Raw genomic sequence first — 15,770 nt, forward strand, 5'->3', positions numbered from 1 at the left:
ATCCCCTTCCGTGAACCTCTCTCGAACGGCCCGCTTCGTCATCACCAGTTTCGTCGTCGCCCTGGCGGTCGCGGCGGGCTGGTTCGCGTGGCTGACCTACACGAACAATCCCTGGACACGGGACGGCCGCGTGCGTGCGGACGTGATTGAGATCGCGCCCGACGTGTCCGGAGAGGTCGCTCAGGTGCTCGTGAAGGACAATCAGGCCGTCCGCAAAGGCGACATCCTGTTCACCATCGATCCGACCCGCTACCGTTTCGCGCTGGCGCAGGCCGAGGCGGCCTTGTCGGGGCGGGAGGAAGAGCGCGAACAGCGTCGCCGCGAACTGGAGCGCCGTGCCCGCCTGTCGAGCGCAGCCATCACGGCGGAGGCCCGCGAGCAGGCCGAAACCGCCGTGGCCACGGCGGAAGCCGCCTACAACGAGGCGTCCGCGGCCCTCAACACCGCTCGCCTCAACCTCGACCGCGCAGGAGTGCGCTCACCCGTGAACGGCTACGTCACGAACCTGCTGGTCAATCCCGGCGACTACGCCACCGCCGGCCGGGCCTCGCTGGCCGTCGTCGACAGCGATTCGTTCTATGTGGCCGGCTATTTCGAGGAGACCAAGATCCGTAACATCCGCGAGGGAGACCCCGTCACGATCCAGCTGATGGGGTATCCCGACGAGCTGCGCGGCCATGTGGAGAGCGTCGCGCGTGCCATCGTGGACCGGGAGACCGTGCAAGGCACCGCGGACCTCATAGCCAACGTCAATCCCACCTTCAACTGGGTGCGCCTCGCGCAGAGAATCCCGGTCCGCATCGGCCTCGACGTCGTGCCTGAAACGGTGCGCCTGACGGCCGGCATGACGGCGACCGTGGTGGTACGGGACGGCGAACGACCGCGACCGTGAGCCTGAGCCTCAGCGGTCCGTCCGCTCCTTCCACTCGTAGATCTCCTCGGTGCCGTCCTCGTCGGAAACCTCGACCTCCTCGACCTCGCGGAAGATGATCTTGACGACCGGCACCACGTTCTCGTCGCCCTGCTGGATCCGCTCGAATTTCAGCACATCGTAATAGGCGCACCGGGACCGGCCCGGATAGGAGCGGCAGACGCCCGGACGGCCGTGATAGATCGTGCAGCCACGCGTCTTCTGATCGAGGAACATGCAGGTCTCGTCGAAGATGACGTCCTTCACGCGTTTGAGCACGCGCTCGCCCTCGAAATCCTTGGTGTAATCCCGCCTCGCATCCTCGACGGACACGCCGAAATGCTTGGCCAGCCGATTGATGTCGCGCTTGGTGACGGTCACCCGCTCGTAGATCGAGCAGCAGAAGGCCGGACATTTGGTACAATCGAAGTAGGTGCGCGGCTGGTCGTCCTTGATCACTCTCTCGGCCATAAGCGCTCCTTGCCGTCTCTGGTCTATCATGGACCGGCGAGCCGCCATTTCAATAGCCCGAATCCTCCCCGGAAGCCTCGGTGGAGGAAACCTCACGTTCTCGTGGGACTTGGTTGCGCGGCCCGGGCGACCGACCATGTGCAAGGGGACCCGACAGGAGATCCGCCGATGCGCGTCGCGCTTCACTTCGCCTTGCCCGTCTGCCTCGCCCTGGCGCTTTCAGGACCGGCGGCGCTCGCCCAGGACAGGGCCTCGCCCCCGGCGCAAGGCACCGCAAGCGCCGACCCGGCTCGGCTGTCGCCGGTTTTGGAGCGCGCCAGGGCTTTTCCGAGCTTGCGCACCCTCATCATCTCGCAAAACGGCACCGTCCTGACCGAGGAGGTGTTCCGCGGGCCGGCGGCCAACAGGCCGGTGAACGTGAAATCCGCCTCGAAGACGATCCTGTCCGCCCTGGTGGGCATCGCCATCGAGAAGGACCTTCTCGACGGCGTGGACCAGCCCGCCGTCGCCCTCCTCGACAGGAGCGCACCCCCCGATCCCGACCCGCGCCTCGGGCGGATCACCATCGGTCACCTTCTGTCGATGCGGGCGGGGCTGGAGCGGACATCGGGCGCGAATTACGGGCGCTGGATCGAAAGCCCCAACTGGGTGCGCTACGTCCTCTCCCGACCCTTCGTGGACGAGCCTGGGGGGCGGATGCTCTATTCCACGGGCAGCACTCACCTGCTCTCAGCCATCCTGACCCGCGTCTCGAGGGACAGCACCTTGGATCTAGCACGGGAGTGGCTGGGCAAACCGCTGGACATCGACGTCGCGGCCTGGACCCGCGACCCGCAAGGCATCTATCTCGGCGGCAACGAGATGGCCCTGTCGCCGCGCGCTCTCCTGCGCTTCGGCGAGATGTACCGGCAAGGCGGCATGATCGACGGCCGGCGGGTGGTGCCGGAGAGCTGGGTCAAGGCATCCTGGGAACCCCGGACCGCATCCCCGTTCACGGGCGACTCGTATGGCTACGGCTGGTTCATCCGCCAGGCTGGGGACCACACGATCTACTACGCATGGGGCTATGGCGGCCAGATGCTCTATGTGGTGCCAAGCCTCGGCCTCACGGTGGTCATGACCTCGGATCCGACCGCGCCCTCCGGGCGAACCGGCTATGTGCGCGACCTCCACGCCCTGCTCGCGAACGGCATCATCCCGGCCGTCAGCGGCGCGAGAGACGATGCCGCTGCGGCCTCGCCGGCCGGCGGACGAAGCTGATGCGGCCGGGCCCGGCTCAGCGCCGGGCGCGGCTCGACAGGGATTCGGCTATTTCTGGGCCAGCGCCGCCAAGATTCGCGCCCAGCTCCGGGTCCCCTTGTGGAAACTCTGGAGGTCGTACTTCTCGTTGGGCGAATGGATGCGGTCGTCATCGAGACCGAAGCCCACGAAGAGCGTGTCGAGGCCGAGGGTCCGCTTGAAATCGCCGCCCACCGGGATCGAACCGCCCATGCCGATCACGATCGGCTCCTTCTTCCACTCGTCGTGCAGGGCGCCCTTGGCCACGGTCAGCGCCGAGAAATCGTGCGGGAGTGACAGGGCTCGCGAGCCCTTGTGGTGGATGAACTCCACCGAGCAATCGGCGGGGATGCGCTCGCGCACGAAGGCCTGGAAGCTCTCGGCGATCTTGGCCGGGTCCTGGTCCCCCACGAGGCGGAACGAGACCTTGCAGCTCGCCTCCGAGGCGATCACCGTCTTGGTGCCCTCGCCCGTGTAGCCGCCAATGATGCCATTGACGTCGCAGGTGGGGCGCGACTGGATCTGCTCGATGAGCATGCGGCCCTTCTCGCCGGCGGAGTGCTTCAGGCCGACCTGCCCGAGAAACTCCTCCTCCGTGAGGTTGAGTCCGCGCCACTGCTCCAGCATCTGCGTGGGCGTCTCGGGCACGCCGTCGTAGAAGCCCGGGATGGTGATACGCCCGTTCTCGTCGTGTATCGCCGCGATGATCTTGGACAGCACGTGGATCGGGTTCTGGGCGGCGCCGCCGAAGGTGCCCGAATGCAGGTCGCGGTCGGCGCAGCGGACCTTCACCTCTTCGTAGACCATGCCGCGCAGCGACGACGTGACGGCGGGCGTATCGCGGTCCCACATGCCGGTGTCGCAGACGAGGGCCACGTCGGCCTTCAGTTCGTCCTTGTTGGCCTCGATGAATTCGGGAAGGAATTTGGATCCGTCCTCCTCGGCGCCCTCGACCAGGAAGGTGACGTTGATCGGCAGCGAACCCGTCACGGCCTTCCAGGCGCGGCAGGCCTCTACGAAGGTGAGCACCTGGCCCTTGTCGTCGGAGGAACCGCGGGCGCTGACCACCTTGCGCCCGTCGGCCAGGGTCGCGATCTTGGGCTCGAAGGGCGGCGTGTCCCAAAGCTCCAGCGGATCCACCGGCTGCACGTCGTAATGACCGTAGAACAGGACGTGCGGCGCGGCCGCGCCCTTGGCATGGCCGACCACGACCGGATGGCCCTGCGTCTCGCGCAAAGAGGCATCAACCCCCAGGCCCTTCAGATCCGCCACCAGCCATTCCCCGGCCCGGCGGCAATCGGCCTTGTAGGCGGGATCGGTGGAGATCGACGGGATCCGGAGCCATTCGAACAGCCGTGCGAGAGAGGCATCGAGATCCGAATCGATCTTGGCGAGAACTTGGTCGAGCTGAGACATGAGGTTTCGTTCTGTTGGAGGGAATCTTAGGGTCTTGGCGGACGGCAAGGTGCATCCGATCGGGGACTTGGGGCAAGGGGGTGAACGCGACGGACTCTCCTCCCCCTTGTGGGGAGGAGTTGGAGGTGGGGGTGTTGGCACTACGCTGGCTCGATGTGGCCGCTCACACCCCCACCCTAGGCCTCCCCACAAGGGGGAGGGAACGAGTGCAACCTCACCGCCTCAAGAGCCCGCCCAGGGTCCCGCGAACGATGGCCCGGCCGATGGAGCTGCCCTGGCGTCCCCCGATGGACTTGCCGATCCCTGCCGCGAGATTGCCCACCGTCTGGTTCACGATGGTGCGGGTCACCTCGCGGGTGACCCTTTGGGTCACGGTCATGGAGCCCTTGCGGGCCGGGCCGGTGCCGAAGAGGCCGCCCAGCATGTCGAGGATGCCTCCGCCCTCCTGCTCGGCCTGGGCGTCGGCGGCGGCCTTCTCGGCGCGCTTGGCCAGCATCTCGTAGGCGGATTCGCTGTCGATGGTCTGGTCGTACTTGCCCTTCATGGGGCTCGACGCGATGATCCGCTGGCGCTCGGCCGCGTCGATGGGCCCGACCTGCGCCATGGGCGGCGCGATGAAGGTTCGCTCCACCATGGACGGCGAGCCCTTGCCCTCCAGGGTCGAGACGAGGGCCTCGCCGACCCCCAGCTCCGTGATAGCTTTCTCGGTGTCGAAAGCCGGGTTCTGCCGGAAGGTCTGGGCCGCCACGCGCACCGCCTTCTGCTCGCGCGGCGTATAGGCGCGCAGGGCGTGCTGGATACGGTTTCCGAGCTGCGCCAGAACGGATTCGGGAATATCGGCCGGGTTCTGCGTAATGAAGTAAATGCCCACGCCCTTGGAGCGGATCAGGCGAACCACGCGCTCCACGGTTTCGATCAGCGCGCGGGGCGCGTCGGTGAAGAGCAGATGCGCCTCGTCGAAGAAGAACACCAGCTTGGGCTGGTCGAGATCGCCCACCTCGGGCAGCTCCTCGAACAGCTCCGACATGAGCCAGAGCAGGAACGTCGCGTAGAGGCGCGGGTTGTTCAGGAGCTTGTCGGCGGCCAGGATGTTCACGATCCCGCGTCCATCGCGGTCGGTGCGCATCAGATCCTTGATGTTGAGCGCGGGTTCGCCCAGGAACTCGTCGCCTTTCTGGTTCTCCAGAACCAGAAGCTGTCGCTGGATCGTGCCGATGGTGGCCTTCGACACGTTGCCGTAGGTGGTGGTCAGTTCGGCGGCGTTCTCGGAGATGAGCTGCAGCAAGGCCCGCAGGTCCTTGAGGTCCATGAGCAGCAGTCCCTGCTCGTCGGCGATGCGGAACGCGATGTTGAGCACGCCCTCCTGCACGTCGTTGAGATCGAGGAGCCGCGAGAGCAGCAGCGGGCCCATCTCGGACACCGTCGCCCGCACCCGATGGCCCTGCTCGCCGAACAGGTCCCAGAACACGACCGGAAACTGGTCCGGCCGGTAGTCCAGGCCCATTTCGGCGGCGCGCTTGACGAAAGCGTCCTTGGCGTTCCCGGGGGCCGCGATGCCTGAGAGATCGCCCTTGATGTCGGCCGCGAAGACCGGGACGCCCGCGTTGGAAAACCCTTCCGCCAGAACCTGGAGGGTCACGGTCTTGCCGGTGCCCGTGGCGCCCGTGATCAGGCCGTGGCGGTTGGCGAGGCGAAGGTCCAGGTACTCGGCCTTTTCGCCGGCCTTGCCGATGAAGATCTTTCCGTCTTGGAGCATCCTGTTCCTCCGGGCAGCCCTCACCTTTATAGGAGACCCGGCCGCCGGTTTCCATCGGAGGCCCGGACTTGATTTTGAGCCCCCGAACCCGACCTAGTGCGCAACCTGCGAACCACGCATCAGGAGAATTTCATGGAAGAACTACTCGCCCGCGTCACCCAGAAGACGGGCCTCGACGCCGCGACAGCCGAAAAGGCCATCGGCCTCATCCTGGCCTTCCTGAAGAAGGAGGGCCCCCCGAACGAGGTCAACCAGCTCATCGCGGCTCTTCCGGGATCGGAGGATGTCATCGCCCAGGCCGGCAACGGCGGGGGAGGCGGAGGCCTCATGGGCATGATGGGCTCCATGGGCGGCGGCGTGATGGCGCTGGGCGGCCAGCTGATGTCGGCGGGCGTCTCCATGGGCCAGATGCAGCCCCTGGGCCAGGAGCTTTTCGCCTACGGCCGCGAGAAGGCCGGCGAGGACGTGATGGGCCCCATCGTCGGCTCGATCCCCGGCCTGACGCAGTTCGTCTGAGGGCCGCCCCTCGGGCCGCCGTCCGGCCTCCCGCGCCGCGCGCACGACGTCGTCCCCGGATCGCTTCCGGGGACACAGTCCCGAGGGAGTCCGGCCCGACCGGCGCCATCAACCGCAAGTCCAATAGACCTCCGGTCCGTTTGCGCCCATTGGGGGCAGGACACGCCGACGCGATCCCCACAATGAGGCCCCGCATGGACACCCTCCCTCTTGCCGCCGATTTTCCCGATGCGACCCGCGAGCAATGGCTCGGGCGGGTGGAAGGCGTGCTGAAGGGTGCGGATTTCGCCAAAAAGCTCGTGGGGCGGACCTATGATGGGATCGCGATCCAGCCTCTCTATGGGAAGGCCGAGAACGGTGTGCCGACGGGCCGCCCCTGCCGGGGTCCCTGGCTCGTGTCGCAGCGGGTCGACCATCCGGACCCCGCCCAGGCCGGAGAGCTGGCGATTCTCGATCTCGAGGGCGGCGCCAACGCCTTGAGCCTCGTGACCGCTGGGGCTCCCGCGGGCTACGGCTTCGGGGTCGAGATCCGATCCGTCGACGATCTCGACCGGGCTCTGTCGGGCGTGATGCTCGACCTCGTCCATATCCGCCTCGACGCGGGAGGACACGGGCGGCAGGTAGCGGCCCTGTTCGTGGCGCTGGCCGAGCGGCGAGGCCATGCGCCTGCGTCCCTGTCCGTGGATTTCGGCCTCGATCCCATCGGCGCCATGGCGGCCCACGGCAAGCTCTCGGCCTCCTGGGAGGATGTCGCCTGGCGTTGCGCCGAAACCCTGGCGGGCCTGAACGACAAGGGATTCACGGGGCGGACGTTCCTGGCCGACGGGCGGCCCTATCATGCGGCGGGCGCCAGCGAGGCGCAGGAACTCGCGGCCGTGCTCGCCACGGGCCTCGCCTATCTGCGCGCCTTCGAGACCGGCGGGCACTCGCTCGATGCGGGGCGAAAGGGGCTCGCCTTCCTGCTGGTGGCGGATGCGGACGAATTTCTGACCGTCGCGAAGTTCCGGGCTCTGCGTCGTCTCTGGGCCCGGGTCGAGGAGGCCTGCGGCCTGGAGCCCCTGCCGCTCCGCCTCCATGCCGAAACGGCCTGGCGCATGACGAGCCGGCGCGACCCGTGGGTGAACATGCTGCGCACGACGGTGGCGGCCTTCTCGGCCGGGATCGGCGGGGCGGACGCCGTTACGGTTTTGCCGTTCACGGCGGCGCTGGGCCTCCCGGACGCCTTTGCCCGGCGGGTCGCCCGCAACACCCAGCTCATCCTGCTCGACGAGGCCAATCTGTGGCGGGTGTCCGACCCGGCCGCAGGGGCAGGCGGGTTCGAGGCGCTCACGGACGAGTTGTGCGAGAAGGCTTGGGGCCTGTTCCAGGAGATCGAGCGCGAGGGCGGCATCGTTGCGAGCCTTTCCCAGGGGACGATCCAAGACCGGATCGCGGCGGTGCGCGCCGCCCGAGACAAGGCCATCGCCACCCGCCGGGACCCCATCACCGGCACGAGCGAGTTCCCCAACATCCGCGAGACGGAGGTGGCCGTGCTGCTTCCCGCTACCTCCGGCGACGCCAGGGCTCCCGGACCTGCGAGAAAGCGCCCGGAAGGCGCCGCTTCACCCCTCACCGGCTCCGGCCGCCCGGCAGCGGCCGTCCGCGCGCCCTTCGCGTCGCTCGTGGCGGACGCGGCCGGTGGCGCGAGCCTCGCGGAGCTCGCCGCGACCGCTCCCGGTCCCGGTCCGGTCGCCATTGCGCCCCTGACGGCTCACCGCGTCCCCGAACCCTTTGAGCGCCTGCGGGACCGCTCGGACCAGGTGTTCAAGGAGACCGGCCGCAGACCAGCGGTCTTCCTGGCCAATCTCGGTCCTGTCTCGGCCTTCACGGCCCGCTCGACCTTCGCCCGCAACGCCTTCGAGGCCGGCGGCATCGAAGCCATCACCAACGAGGGATTCCCGTCGCTGGAGGAAATGGTCGAGGCCTACCGGGAGAGCGGCGCACGCCTCGCCTGCCTCTGCTCGTCCGACGAGATCTACGCCACGCAGGCCACCTCCGCCGCCGAGGCGCTTCGGCGCGCCGGCGCCCTGGCGATCTACCTGGCCGGGCGGCCGGGCGATCGAGAAGACGAACTGAAAGCCGCCGGCGTGTCGGCATTCGTGTTCGCCGGCTGCGACGTGCTCGCGACCCTGGAAGAGGCGCTTCGCACAGCTTCGTGAGGCCAGGAACGGTCCCGGCGCCCCCACGTTGACCGAGCCCCAACCGCTCACGGAGGTTTTCATGCGGCTCTTGTGCCTTGGCGCGTCGACCCTCGCGCTGTTCGCCATTGCTGCCCCGGCTCTGGCCCAGAACCGCGCTTATGACGGAACCTGGAGCGTGGAAGTCGTGACCCAGCAGGGCAATTGCGACCGCGCCTATCGCTACACCATCGTCGTGGAGAACGGCCGTGCCCGTTATGGCGGCCCGGAGGCCTTCGACATCACCGGCAGCGTGCAGCCCAACGGCGCGGTGTCGGCGGGCATCGCGCGCGGCCAGGACCGGGCGAACGTGAGCGGACGCCTGTCGGGTACCAGGGGCACGGGCACCTGGACGACCTCCGGGGGCCGAGCCTGTTCGGGGCAGTGGAACGCCGACAAGAGAGGCTGACGGGTGCGGCCTTGGTCGAGTAGCATCCGTCGGGTCCTTGCCCTAGAATTGAGGCCATGACACGCATTCCGGATTTTTCGGCCCTCGACTGGGCGAACGCGGCTGCCCAGCCCTCCCCGGCCTCCGAGACCGCCGAGCCCTGGCTGACGCCCGAGGGCATCGCCGTGAAGGCCGCCTATGGCTCCGGCGACCGCGCGGGCCTCGATTTTCTCGACACCTATCCGGGGATCGCTCCCTATCTGCGCGGTCCCTACCCGACCATGTACGTCAACCAGCCCTGGACGGTCCGGCAATATGCGGGCTTCTCCACGGCGGAGGATTCCAACGCCTTCTATCGGCGCAACCTCGCGGCTGGCCAGAAGGGCCTGTCCGTCGCCTTCGATCTCGCCACCCATCGCGGCTACGATTCCGACCATCCGCGCGTCTCCGGCGACGTGGGAATGGCGGGTGTGGCCATCGACTCGATCTACGACATGCGCACGCTGTTCGCAGGGATTCCCCTCGACCAGATGAGCGTGTCCATGACCATGAACGGCGCGGTGCTTCCCGTGCTCGCGCTCTACATCGTGGCGGCCGAAGAGCAGGGTGTGCCCCAGGCCAAGCTATCGGGCACGATCCAGAACGACATCCTCAAGGAATTCATGGTGCGTAACACCTACATCTACCCGCCCAAGGGGTCGATGCGCATCATCTCGGACATCTTCGCGTACACCTCGCAGAACATGCCGAAGTTCAATTCGATCTCGATCTCCGGCTACCACATGCAGGAGGCGGGCGCGACGCAGGATCTCGAACTCGCCTATACGCTGGCCGACGGCGTCGAATACATCCGCGCCGGGATCCAGGCGGGTCTCACCGTCGATCAGTTCGCGCCGCGCCTGTCCTTCTTCTGGGCCATCGGCATGAACTTCTTCATGGAGGTGGCCAAGCTACGCGCGGCGCGCCTGCTCTGGGCGAAGCTCGTCAAGGGCTTTAACCCCCAGAGCGAGAAGTCCCTGCCCTTGCGCACACACTCGCAAACAAGCGGCTGGTCGCTGACGGCCCAGGACGTGTTCAACAACGTCATCCGCACGCAGGTCGAGGCGATGGCGGCGACCCAAGGCCATACGCAATCTCTGCACACCAACGCGCTCGACGAGGCGCTGGCGCTGCCCACCGATTTCTCGGCCCGCATCGCCCGCAACACGCAGCTCTTCCTGCAGCAGGAAAGCGGCACCACGCGTATCATCGACCCGTGGGGCGGCTCGTACTACGTGGAGCGCCTGACCTATGAGCTCGCGCAGAAAGCCTGGGCCCACATCCAGGAGGTGGAGGCGCTCGGCGGCATGGCGAAGGCCATCGAGGCGGGCATCCCGAAGCTGAAGATCGAGGAGGCCGCCGCCCGCACCCAGGCGCGGATCGATTCGGGCCATCAGACCATCGTGGGCGTGAACGCCTTCAAGCCCACCGACGAAGCGTCCATCGACATCCTGAAAGTCGACAACGCCGCTGTGCGCGCGAGCCAGATCGACAAGCTGAAGCGGTTGCGCGGGGAGCGTAACCAAGCGGATGTAGACGCGGCCCTTGACGCGCTCTCCAAGGGCGCATCTTCAGGAGCCGGCAATCTGCTCGATCTCGCCGTAAAAGCGGCACGCGCCAAGGCGACAGTCGGCGAGATTTCAGACGCTTTGGAGAATGTGTGGGGCCGTCACGTGGCCTCGATCAAGTCGATCTCGGGCGTTTACAAGCGGGAGGTGGGAGTGACATCGCCAGCCGTCGAGCAGGTGCGTGTTCTCGTGGAAGCCTTCGAACACGACGACGGCCGCCGCCCACGCATCTTGGTGGCCAAGATGGGCCAGGACGGGCACGACCGGGGCCAGAAGGTCATCGCATCCGCGTTCGCCGATCTCGGCTTCGACGTGGACATCGGCCCGCTCTTCGCCACTCCGGCGGAAGCGGCGCGTCAGGCCATCGAGAACGACGTCCACATCGTCGGCGTCTCGTCGCTCGCGGCGGGCCACCTGACGCTGGTGCCGGAACTGCGCACGGCGCTGGCCGAGCATGGGCGGGACGATATCATGATCGTGGTGGGTGGCGTGATCCCGCCGCAGGATTTCGCGGCCCTTCACGAGGCGGGCGCCGCCGCGATCTTCCCGCCGGGCACCGTGATCGCGGAGGCGGCCGTGAACCTCATCCACGACCTGAACAAGCGCTTGGGCTACGAGCCGAGGCAGGCAGCGGAGTAAGACCCGGCGACGTCGGATCCCTCTATCCCTGCCCCGCTCGCATCGCAACGGTTGCGACACCCGCGCCGATCAGCAGGCTGCCTCCGGTTTTGTTGACGATGCTCATGGTGCGCGGGTTGCGAACCGCGCTTCGCGCCCGGGATGCGACGAGGGCATAGGCCAGCACGTTGACGAAGGCCAGAGTCAGGAAGGTCGCGCCGAAGATCCCGAGTTGCGGAAGAAGCGCCGCCTTTGTGTCGAGAAATTGGGGCAGGAAGGCCACGAAGAACGTCAGGCCCTTGGGGTTCAGCGCTGTCACGAGCCAGGCATGGCCCAGCATCTTGAGAGCGGAAGCCGCATCTTTGCGCGGCTTCGCGTCCATCGCGCCACCCGCCCGCCAGAGTTTCACGCCGAGCCAGACCAGATAGGCGGCCCCCAGCCATTTCAGCGCCGTGAAAAGGGTCGCGGACGCCGCCAGGACGGCTCCCAGCCCCAGGAGAGACAGGGTCATGGCCGTGAAGTCGCCGAGGGCCACCCCGACCGCCATGGGGAGCGCCGTGCGCCAGCCCTGGCCGAGGGCATAGGACACCACGAGCAGGATCGTCGGCCCCGGAATGACGAGCAGGACGGCCGAGGCGGCAACAAAAGCGAGCCAGGTTTCAATGGACATGAAAGAGCCTTTCGTCCGCTCATCAAGCCATAGGCCCGGCCGCTTGTCATCTCCCGGTTCGCGTCAGCGCTGCGCCCGGCGAAAGGCCCTACAGGACCCGCTCGATCGCCCGCTTGACCACCTGCTGCACGTCCGGGTTCGACAGGAACAGGTCGTGGTTGATGCCGATGGAGCTGGAAAACTCCGATGCGTCCGCCACGCGAACACCCAGCGATTCCAGGCGCTCGCGCTCGGCCGCGCCGGCCCGCACGATGCCGCCCGCCAGCCGGCTTGACACGGCCAGGGCCCGGTCGTTCGTGGCGCTGATCACGGTGATTTTGCGGGCATCCGGCCCGAGCCGCTCGAGGCCGCGGGCGAACAGGTCGATGTCGATGTCGGGTGCCGCCATCACCACCGCGCCGATGCGCGACATGGCGCTCTCGCCGCCATCCGCTCGCACCATGCGCAGCGCCTCGAGGGTCAGGAGGGTGCCCATGCTGTGGGCGACGATGTTCACGCGGCCGCCGCTGGGGGACTTGGCGATGGCCGTGAGCAGGTCCTCCATGGCGTCGCGGGACCACATGGCGCTCTCGCGGTCGCTGACATAGCTCAAGGTGGATCCGGCGGACGGCCAGGTGAAGAGGCCCGTCACGCCCCGGAAACCGATGCCGTTGGACAATTGCGCCGCGGAGCTGACGGCGGACGTGAAGCTTTCCCGGTAGCCGTGCACGTAGAGCAGGACGTCCTGCCCCAGGGCCGCCTGGGAGAAGGCATGGGCGGCGTCCGATCGGGTAAGCGCATCGACTTTCCGCACGCCCCAATCGTCCGACACCATGGAAGCTACGCGGGTCATCATGGACGGATCGGTATCGGGCACGTTCATGCGGGCCTTGGCGAAGATCAGATCCGGCGAACGCTGACCCGTGAACCAGGGCTTCTGCACCGGGTCGCCCGCCGGCATGCGGGTCGTGGCCACGAGCACCGTCGGATCGCGGGCGATATCGGCCGTTCGCGACGGCACCAGGGCCCCGGCGACTTCTGGGTCGCCCCCGAAGCAGCCGGCCAGGGACAGGGTGAGGACGGCGGCGGCCATCAAGCGAGCCGGCTGGGAATATCGATGAAACATGACGGGAACGGTCGAATCCAATCGGGCCTGGGCGGTCACGGGACGACGTGACGGGTCTGCTGTCTTGCCCCGGATGATGGCAAGCGCAAGGCAGAGCCGCCGTGCGGGGGAACACCCTCGGCCATCATGGTAAACACTTCATGAGCGGGCGAGCCGCCCGCTTGAAGCGGGGGCGGCCGACCCATACCTTGGAGACGATGGTTCTCGCCGCCCGCATCCTCCTCGTCATCCTCGCCCTGTTCATCCTGCCCCTGGCCACGCATGCGGTCTGGTGGGCCCTGCGCGACGACGTGGCGCCGAACTACCGCAATGCGGATTGGTCGAGCGCCAAGCTGCTCCCCGCGGCCTCTGAAGCGCCCCAGGCCATCGTGGCCGTCTACGCGGCCCGCGTGGGTCGCTGGCGGGGCATCTTCGCCCATCATACCTGGGTGGTGGTGAAGGAGCCCGGCGCCACGGCCTATACCCGTTACGACAAGGTCGGCTGGGGCAGCCCCATCCGCACCAACGGCTGGGTGGCGGACGGACGGTGGTTCGGCAACGTCCCCCACCCTATCGTGTTCATCGAGGGCCGGGAGGCCGAGGCCCTGATCCCCACGATCCGCGCCGCCGTGGCGAGCTACCCCTACAAGGTGTCGGGCGACTACAACGCCTGGCCAGGCCCCAACTCCAACACCTTCGTTGCCCACGTGATGCGCTCGGTGCCGGAACTCAGCGCCGCCCTGCCCCCGACCGCCCTCGGCAAGGATTGGCAGCCCCTCACGGACATCGTCGGCCTCACCCCGAGCCGCACCGGCGTCCAGGTCTCGCTCGGAGGCTATGCCGGTCTGTCGGTGGGCTGGGTCGAGGGCATCGAGATCGACTTCATGGGCCTGACCGCCGGTCTCGATGTCCGCCGCCCGGCGATCAAGATCCCGGCCTGGGGCCGGATCGGCATGAACCCGGTCGTCTGGTAGAGGGGTTCCGGGCTGCGCGGGAATGTCGCGGAAGCGGTCCAGTCCCTTGCCACACCTGCCTTTGCGGCATTCCGAAGCGAAAACTCAACCCTACGATGAGTTGTTTTAATATTACGTAACGTTTATGGTCTCTTCGACAGTAGAGCACAACGCTTCGAGGGGGTAAACCTGTGACGGATTATGTCTTTTCCGCTAGCAACTCCATCAGCGATGCGAACTTGCACGCTTTCGAGACGTCCAAGAACGACAGCGTGACGATCGCGGCCGACGGACTTCTCAGAACGAACAACCCGGTTGGAAATGCCATCAACCTCCGCCCACCCATCAACTCCAACTGGACCTACGTGGTCTCCATCGCGGGTGCGGCAGTCTCCCTGTCGGCGGAAGCCATCACGGCACACGGCAACATCGACCTCACGGTTCTGCCGGGAGGCGTCGTCAGTGGCGGCAAAGCGTCCTACTTCGCAGTTGGAACACACACGATCATGAACGGCGGCAGCATCGTGTCCACGAGCAGCGCAGCCGCGCTCAGCTTTGGGGGTACGTCCAAGGTTCACCTCACGAATACAGGCATCATCAAGAATGTCGATAACACCCTGGCCCTGGATATGGCCGGTGACGGGAACCGCATCGTCGAGAATCGCCTTTTGATCCAGGGCGACATTCTCGTCTCAGGCCTCCTCGCGTCCGCCGACATCCGCAATTCCGGCATCATCGAAGGCAACGTCACCGGCAACGTCAAGGGCGACGTCTACAGTGGCACCGGCACGGTGACCGGGCTCATCGACCTGCGTAGCGGTGACAATCACGCAACGGGTGGTGGAGGCGACGAGAGGTTCAAGTATGACAACGAACCGGTAGCTACTTACACCCCCGAAACTCTCACGAATTTCTTCGACGGCGGAGGTGGCGTGGACACGCTCACGATCAGAAGCCGCGGCATCCTAACGGTCGACCTGCAGAAGGAAACCCAACAAGCGACGGGTCTCGGTCATAAACTCACGGTCAAAAACATCGAACATCTCATTCTCGAAACAATCGATGGGACGTCGGAGGCGAACTTCACCGGCAACGCCAGCGGCAACAAGCTTGTCGGAGGAAAGGGCAACGATACCCTGAATGGCGGCGGCGGTGCCGACACCTTGATCGGCGGAGGGGGCAACGACCGATATTACGTCGATCATGAGGATGACGAGATCAGGGAGACCCCGAACGGCGGCTACGACATCGTCTACACCACGCTCAAATCGACCAAAGGCTTCTATGAGGTCGAGGAAGTCGTCTATATCGGCGCTGCCGATCCCGGCAATCCGACGCCCGGAACGCCGACCCCTCCTGCCACGTCGCCCACGACACCAACCCCCATCCCTGTCCCGGTCGGCAAATCCTACCAGATCGTCGCCGTGCAGAGCGCCAAGGGCGGCACGGTTTATGCGGGCAGCAGCGACTCGCTCCTGCTCGGCAAGGCCGGACGGGACAAGCTCCATGGCGGGGCGGGCGACGACCGGCTCTACGGCAAGGGCGGCCTCGACTGGCTCAAGGGCGGCGCCGGCAAGGACGCGTTCGTGTTCGACACCAGGCCCTCGGCCAAGAACGTCGATACGATCAGCGGCTTCAGCAGCGCCGACGACACCATCGAGCTGGCGAAGTCCGCCTTCGGCAAGATCGGCCCGAAGGGCGCCCTCAAGAAGGCCGCGTTTTACGTCAGCGAGGCGGCCCACGTCGGGAACGACCGCATCGTCTACGACAAGGGGAAGGGCATCCTCTGGTACGACCGAGACGGCGACGGCGCGGCGGCTGCCGTCCAGATCGCCCGGTTCGACAAGAAACCTACCCTCACGCATGCGGACTTCCTGATCGTTTGAG

General features: G+C 66.8%; 13 protein-coding genes. 8 read left to right on the forward strand and 5 right to left on the reverse strand.

The features are described 5' to 3' along the window. The first annotated feature begins 10 nt into the window (after positions 1 to 10). Positions 11 to 892 (forward strand): efflux RND transporter periplasmic adaptor subunit, encoded by an 882-nt coding sequence (locus tag ILT42_RS00950; protein WP_204213434.1) that lies wholly within the window; start codon positions 11 to 13, stop codon positions 890 to 892. A 9-nt stretch (positions 893 to 901) separates the two neighbouring features. Here ILT42_RS00950 and ILT42_RS00955 read toward each other — a convergent pair whose 3' ends face one another. Continuing rightward, positions 902 to 1,381, reverse strand: coding sequence for a YkgJ family cysteine cluster protein (locus ILT42_RS00955; RefSeq protein ID WP_204213435.1), 480 nt, complete (start codon positions 1,379 to 1,381; stop codon positions 902 to 904). Between the two features lie 168 nt (positions 1,382 to 1,549). On the opposite strand from ILT42_RS00955, the gene ILT42_RS00960 reads away from it, so the two are divergent. Then, positions 1,550 to 2,641, forward strand: coding sequence for a serine hydrolase domain-containing protein (locus tag ILT42_RS00960; RefSeq protein ID WP_204213436.1), 1,092 nt, complete (start codon positions 1,550 to 1,552; stop codon positions 2,639 to 2,641). Positions 2,642 to 2,689: 48 nt separating this feature from the next. On the opposite strand, the gene ILT42_RS00965 is transcribed toward ILT42_RS00960, so the two are convergent. Together ILT42_RS00965 and ILT42_RS00970 are read right to left on the reverse strand one after the other, a co-directional pair. Continuing rightward, a complete protein-coding gene (locus tag ILT42_RS00965; protein ID WP_204213437.1) occupies positions 2,690 to 4,075 on the reverse strand; it encodes a dipeptidase in 1,386 nt (461 codons plus the stop codon). A 214-nt stretch (positions 4,076 to 4,289) separates the two neighbouring features. After that, positions 4,290 to 5,831, reverse strand: coding sequence for a helicase HerA-like domain-containing protein (locus ILT42_RS00970; protein ID WP_204213438.1), 1,542 nt, complete (start codon positions 5,829 to 5,831; stop codon positions 4,290 to 4,292). Between the two features lie 132 nt (positions 5,832 to 5,963). On the opposite strand from ILT42_RS00970, the gene ILT42_RS00975 reads away from it, so the two are divergent. The 4 genes from ILT42_RS00975 (at position 5,964) to scpA (ending at position 11,197) form a co-directional block, all read left to right on the forward strand. Continuing rightward, on the forward strand, positions 5,964 to 6,347 hold the full coding sequence (locus ILT42_RS00975) for a DUF2267 domain-containing protein (protein ID WP_204213439.1): 384 nt from the start codon (positions 5,964 to 5,966) through the stop codon (positions 6,345 to 6,347). Positions 6,348 to 6,541: 194 nt separating this feature from the next. Further along, the gene (locus ILT42_RS00980; RefSeq protein WP_204213440.1) at positions 6,542 to 8,545 is read left to right on the forward strand and encodes a methylmalonyl-CoA mutase family protein; all 2,004 of its coding nucleotides are present in this window, start codon (positions 6,542 to 6,544) and stop codon (positions 8,543 to 8,545) included. A 61-nt stretch (positions 8,546 to 8,606) separates the two neighbouring features. Beyond that, positions 8,607 to 8,972 (forward strand): hypothetical protein, encoded by a 366-nt coding sequence (locus tag ILT42_RS00985; protein ID WP_204213441.1) that lies wholly within the window; start codon positions 8,607 to 8,609, stop codon positions 8,970 to 8,972. A gap of 56 nt (positions 8,973 to 9,028) precedes the next feature. Further along, positions 9,029 to 11,197: a methylmalonyl-CoA mutase gene (scpA, locus tag ILT42_RS00990; RefSeq protein WP_204213442.1), complete on the forward strand. Its 2,169-nt coding sequence runs from the start codon at positions 9,029 to 9,031 to the stop codon at positions 11,195 to 11,197. A gap of 22 nt (positions 11,198 to 11,219) precedes the next feature. On the opposite strand, the gene ILT42_RS00995 is transcribed toward scpA, so the two are convergent. Then, positions 11,220 to 11,846 (reverse strand): LysE family translocator, encoded by a 627-nt coding sequence (locus ILT42_RS00995; protein ID WP_204213443.1) that lies wholly within the window; start codon positions 11,844 to 11,846, stop codon positions 11,220 to 11,222. Between the two features lie 88 nt (positions 11,847 to 11,934). Continuing rightward, a complete protein-coding gene (locus ILT42_RS01000; RefSeq protein WP_204213444.1) occupies positions 11,935 to 12,918 on the reverse strand; it encodes an alpha/beta hydrolase in 984 nt (327 codons plus the stop codon). A gap of 173 nt (positions 12,919 to 13,091) precedes the next feature. Between ILT42_RS01000 and ILT42_RS01005 the strand changes: the two genes are divergently transcribed. Both ILT42_RS01005 and ILT42_RS01010 read left to right on the forward strand, forming a co-directional pair. Then, positions 13,092 to 13,904, forward strand: a complete 813-nt coding sequence (locus ILT42_RS01005) for a DUF3750 domain-containing protein (RefSeq protein WP_204213445.1) — start codon at positions 13,092 to 13,094, stop codon at positions 13,902 to 13,904. 170 nt (positions 13,905 to 14,074) lie between these two features. Further along, positions 14,075 to 15,769, forward strand: a complete 1,695-nt coding sequence (locus ILT42_RS01010; RefSeq protein ID WP_204213446.1) for a calcium-binding protein — start codon at positions 14,075 to 14,077, stop codon at positions 15,767 to 15,769. The last annotated feature ends 1 nt before the right edge of the window (position 15,770 follow it).

The sequence above is a fragment of the Microvirga pudoricolor genome, assembly GCF_016892705.1.
In the GTDB taxonomy this organism is placed as follows: domain Bacteria; phylum Pseudomonadota; class Alphaproteobacteria; order Rhizobiales; family Beijerinckiaceae; genus Microvirga; species Microvirga pudoricolor.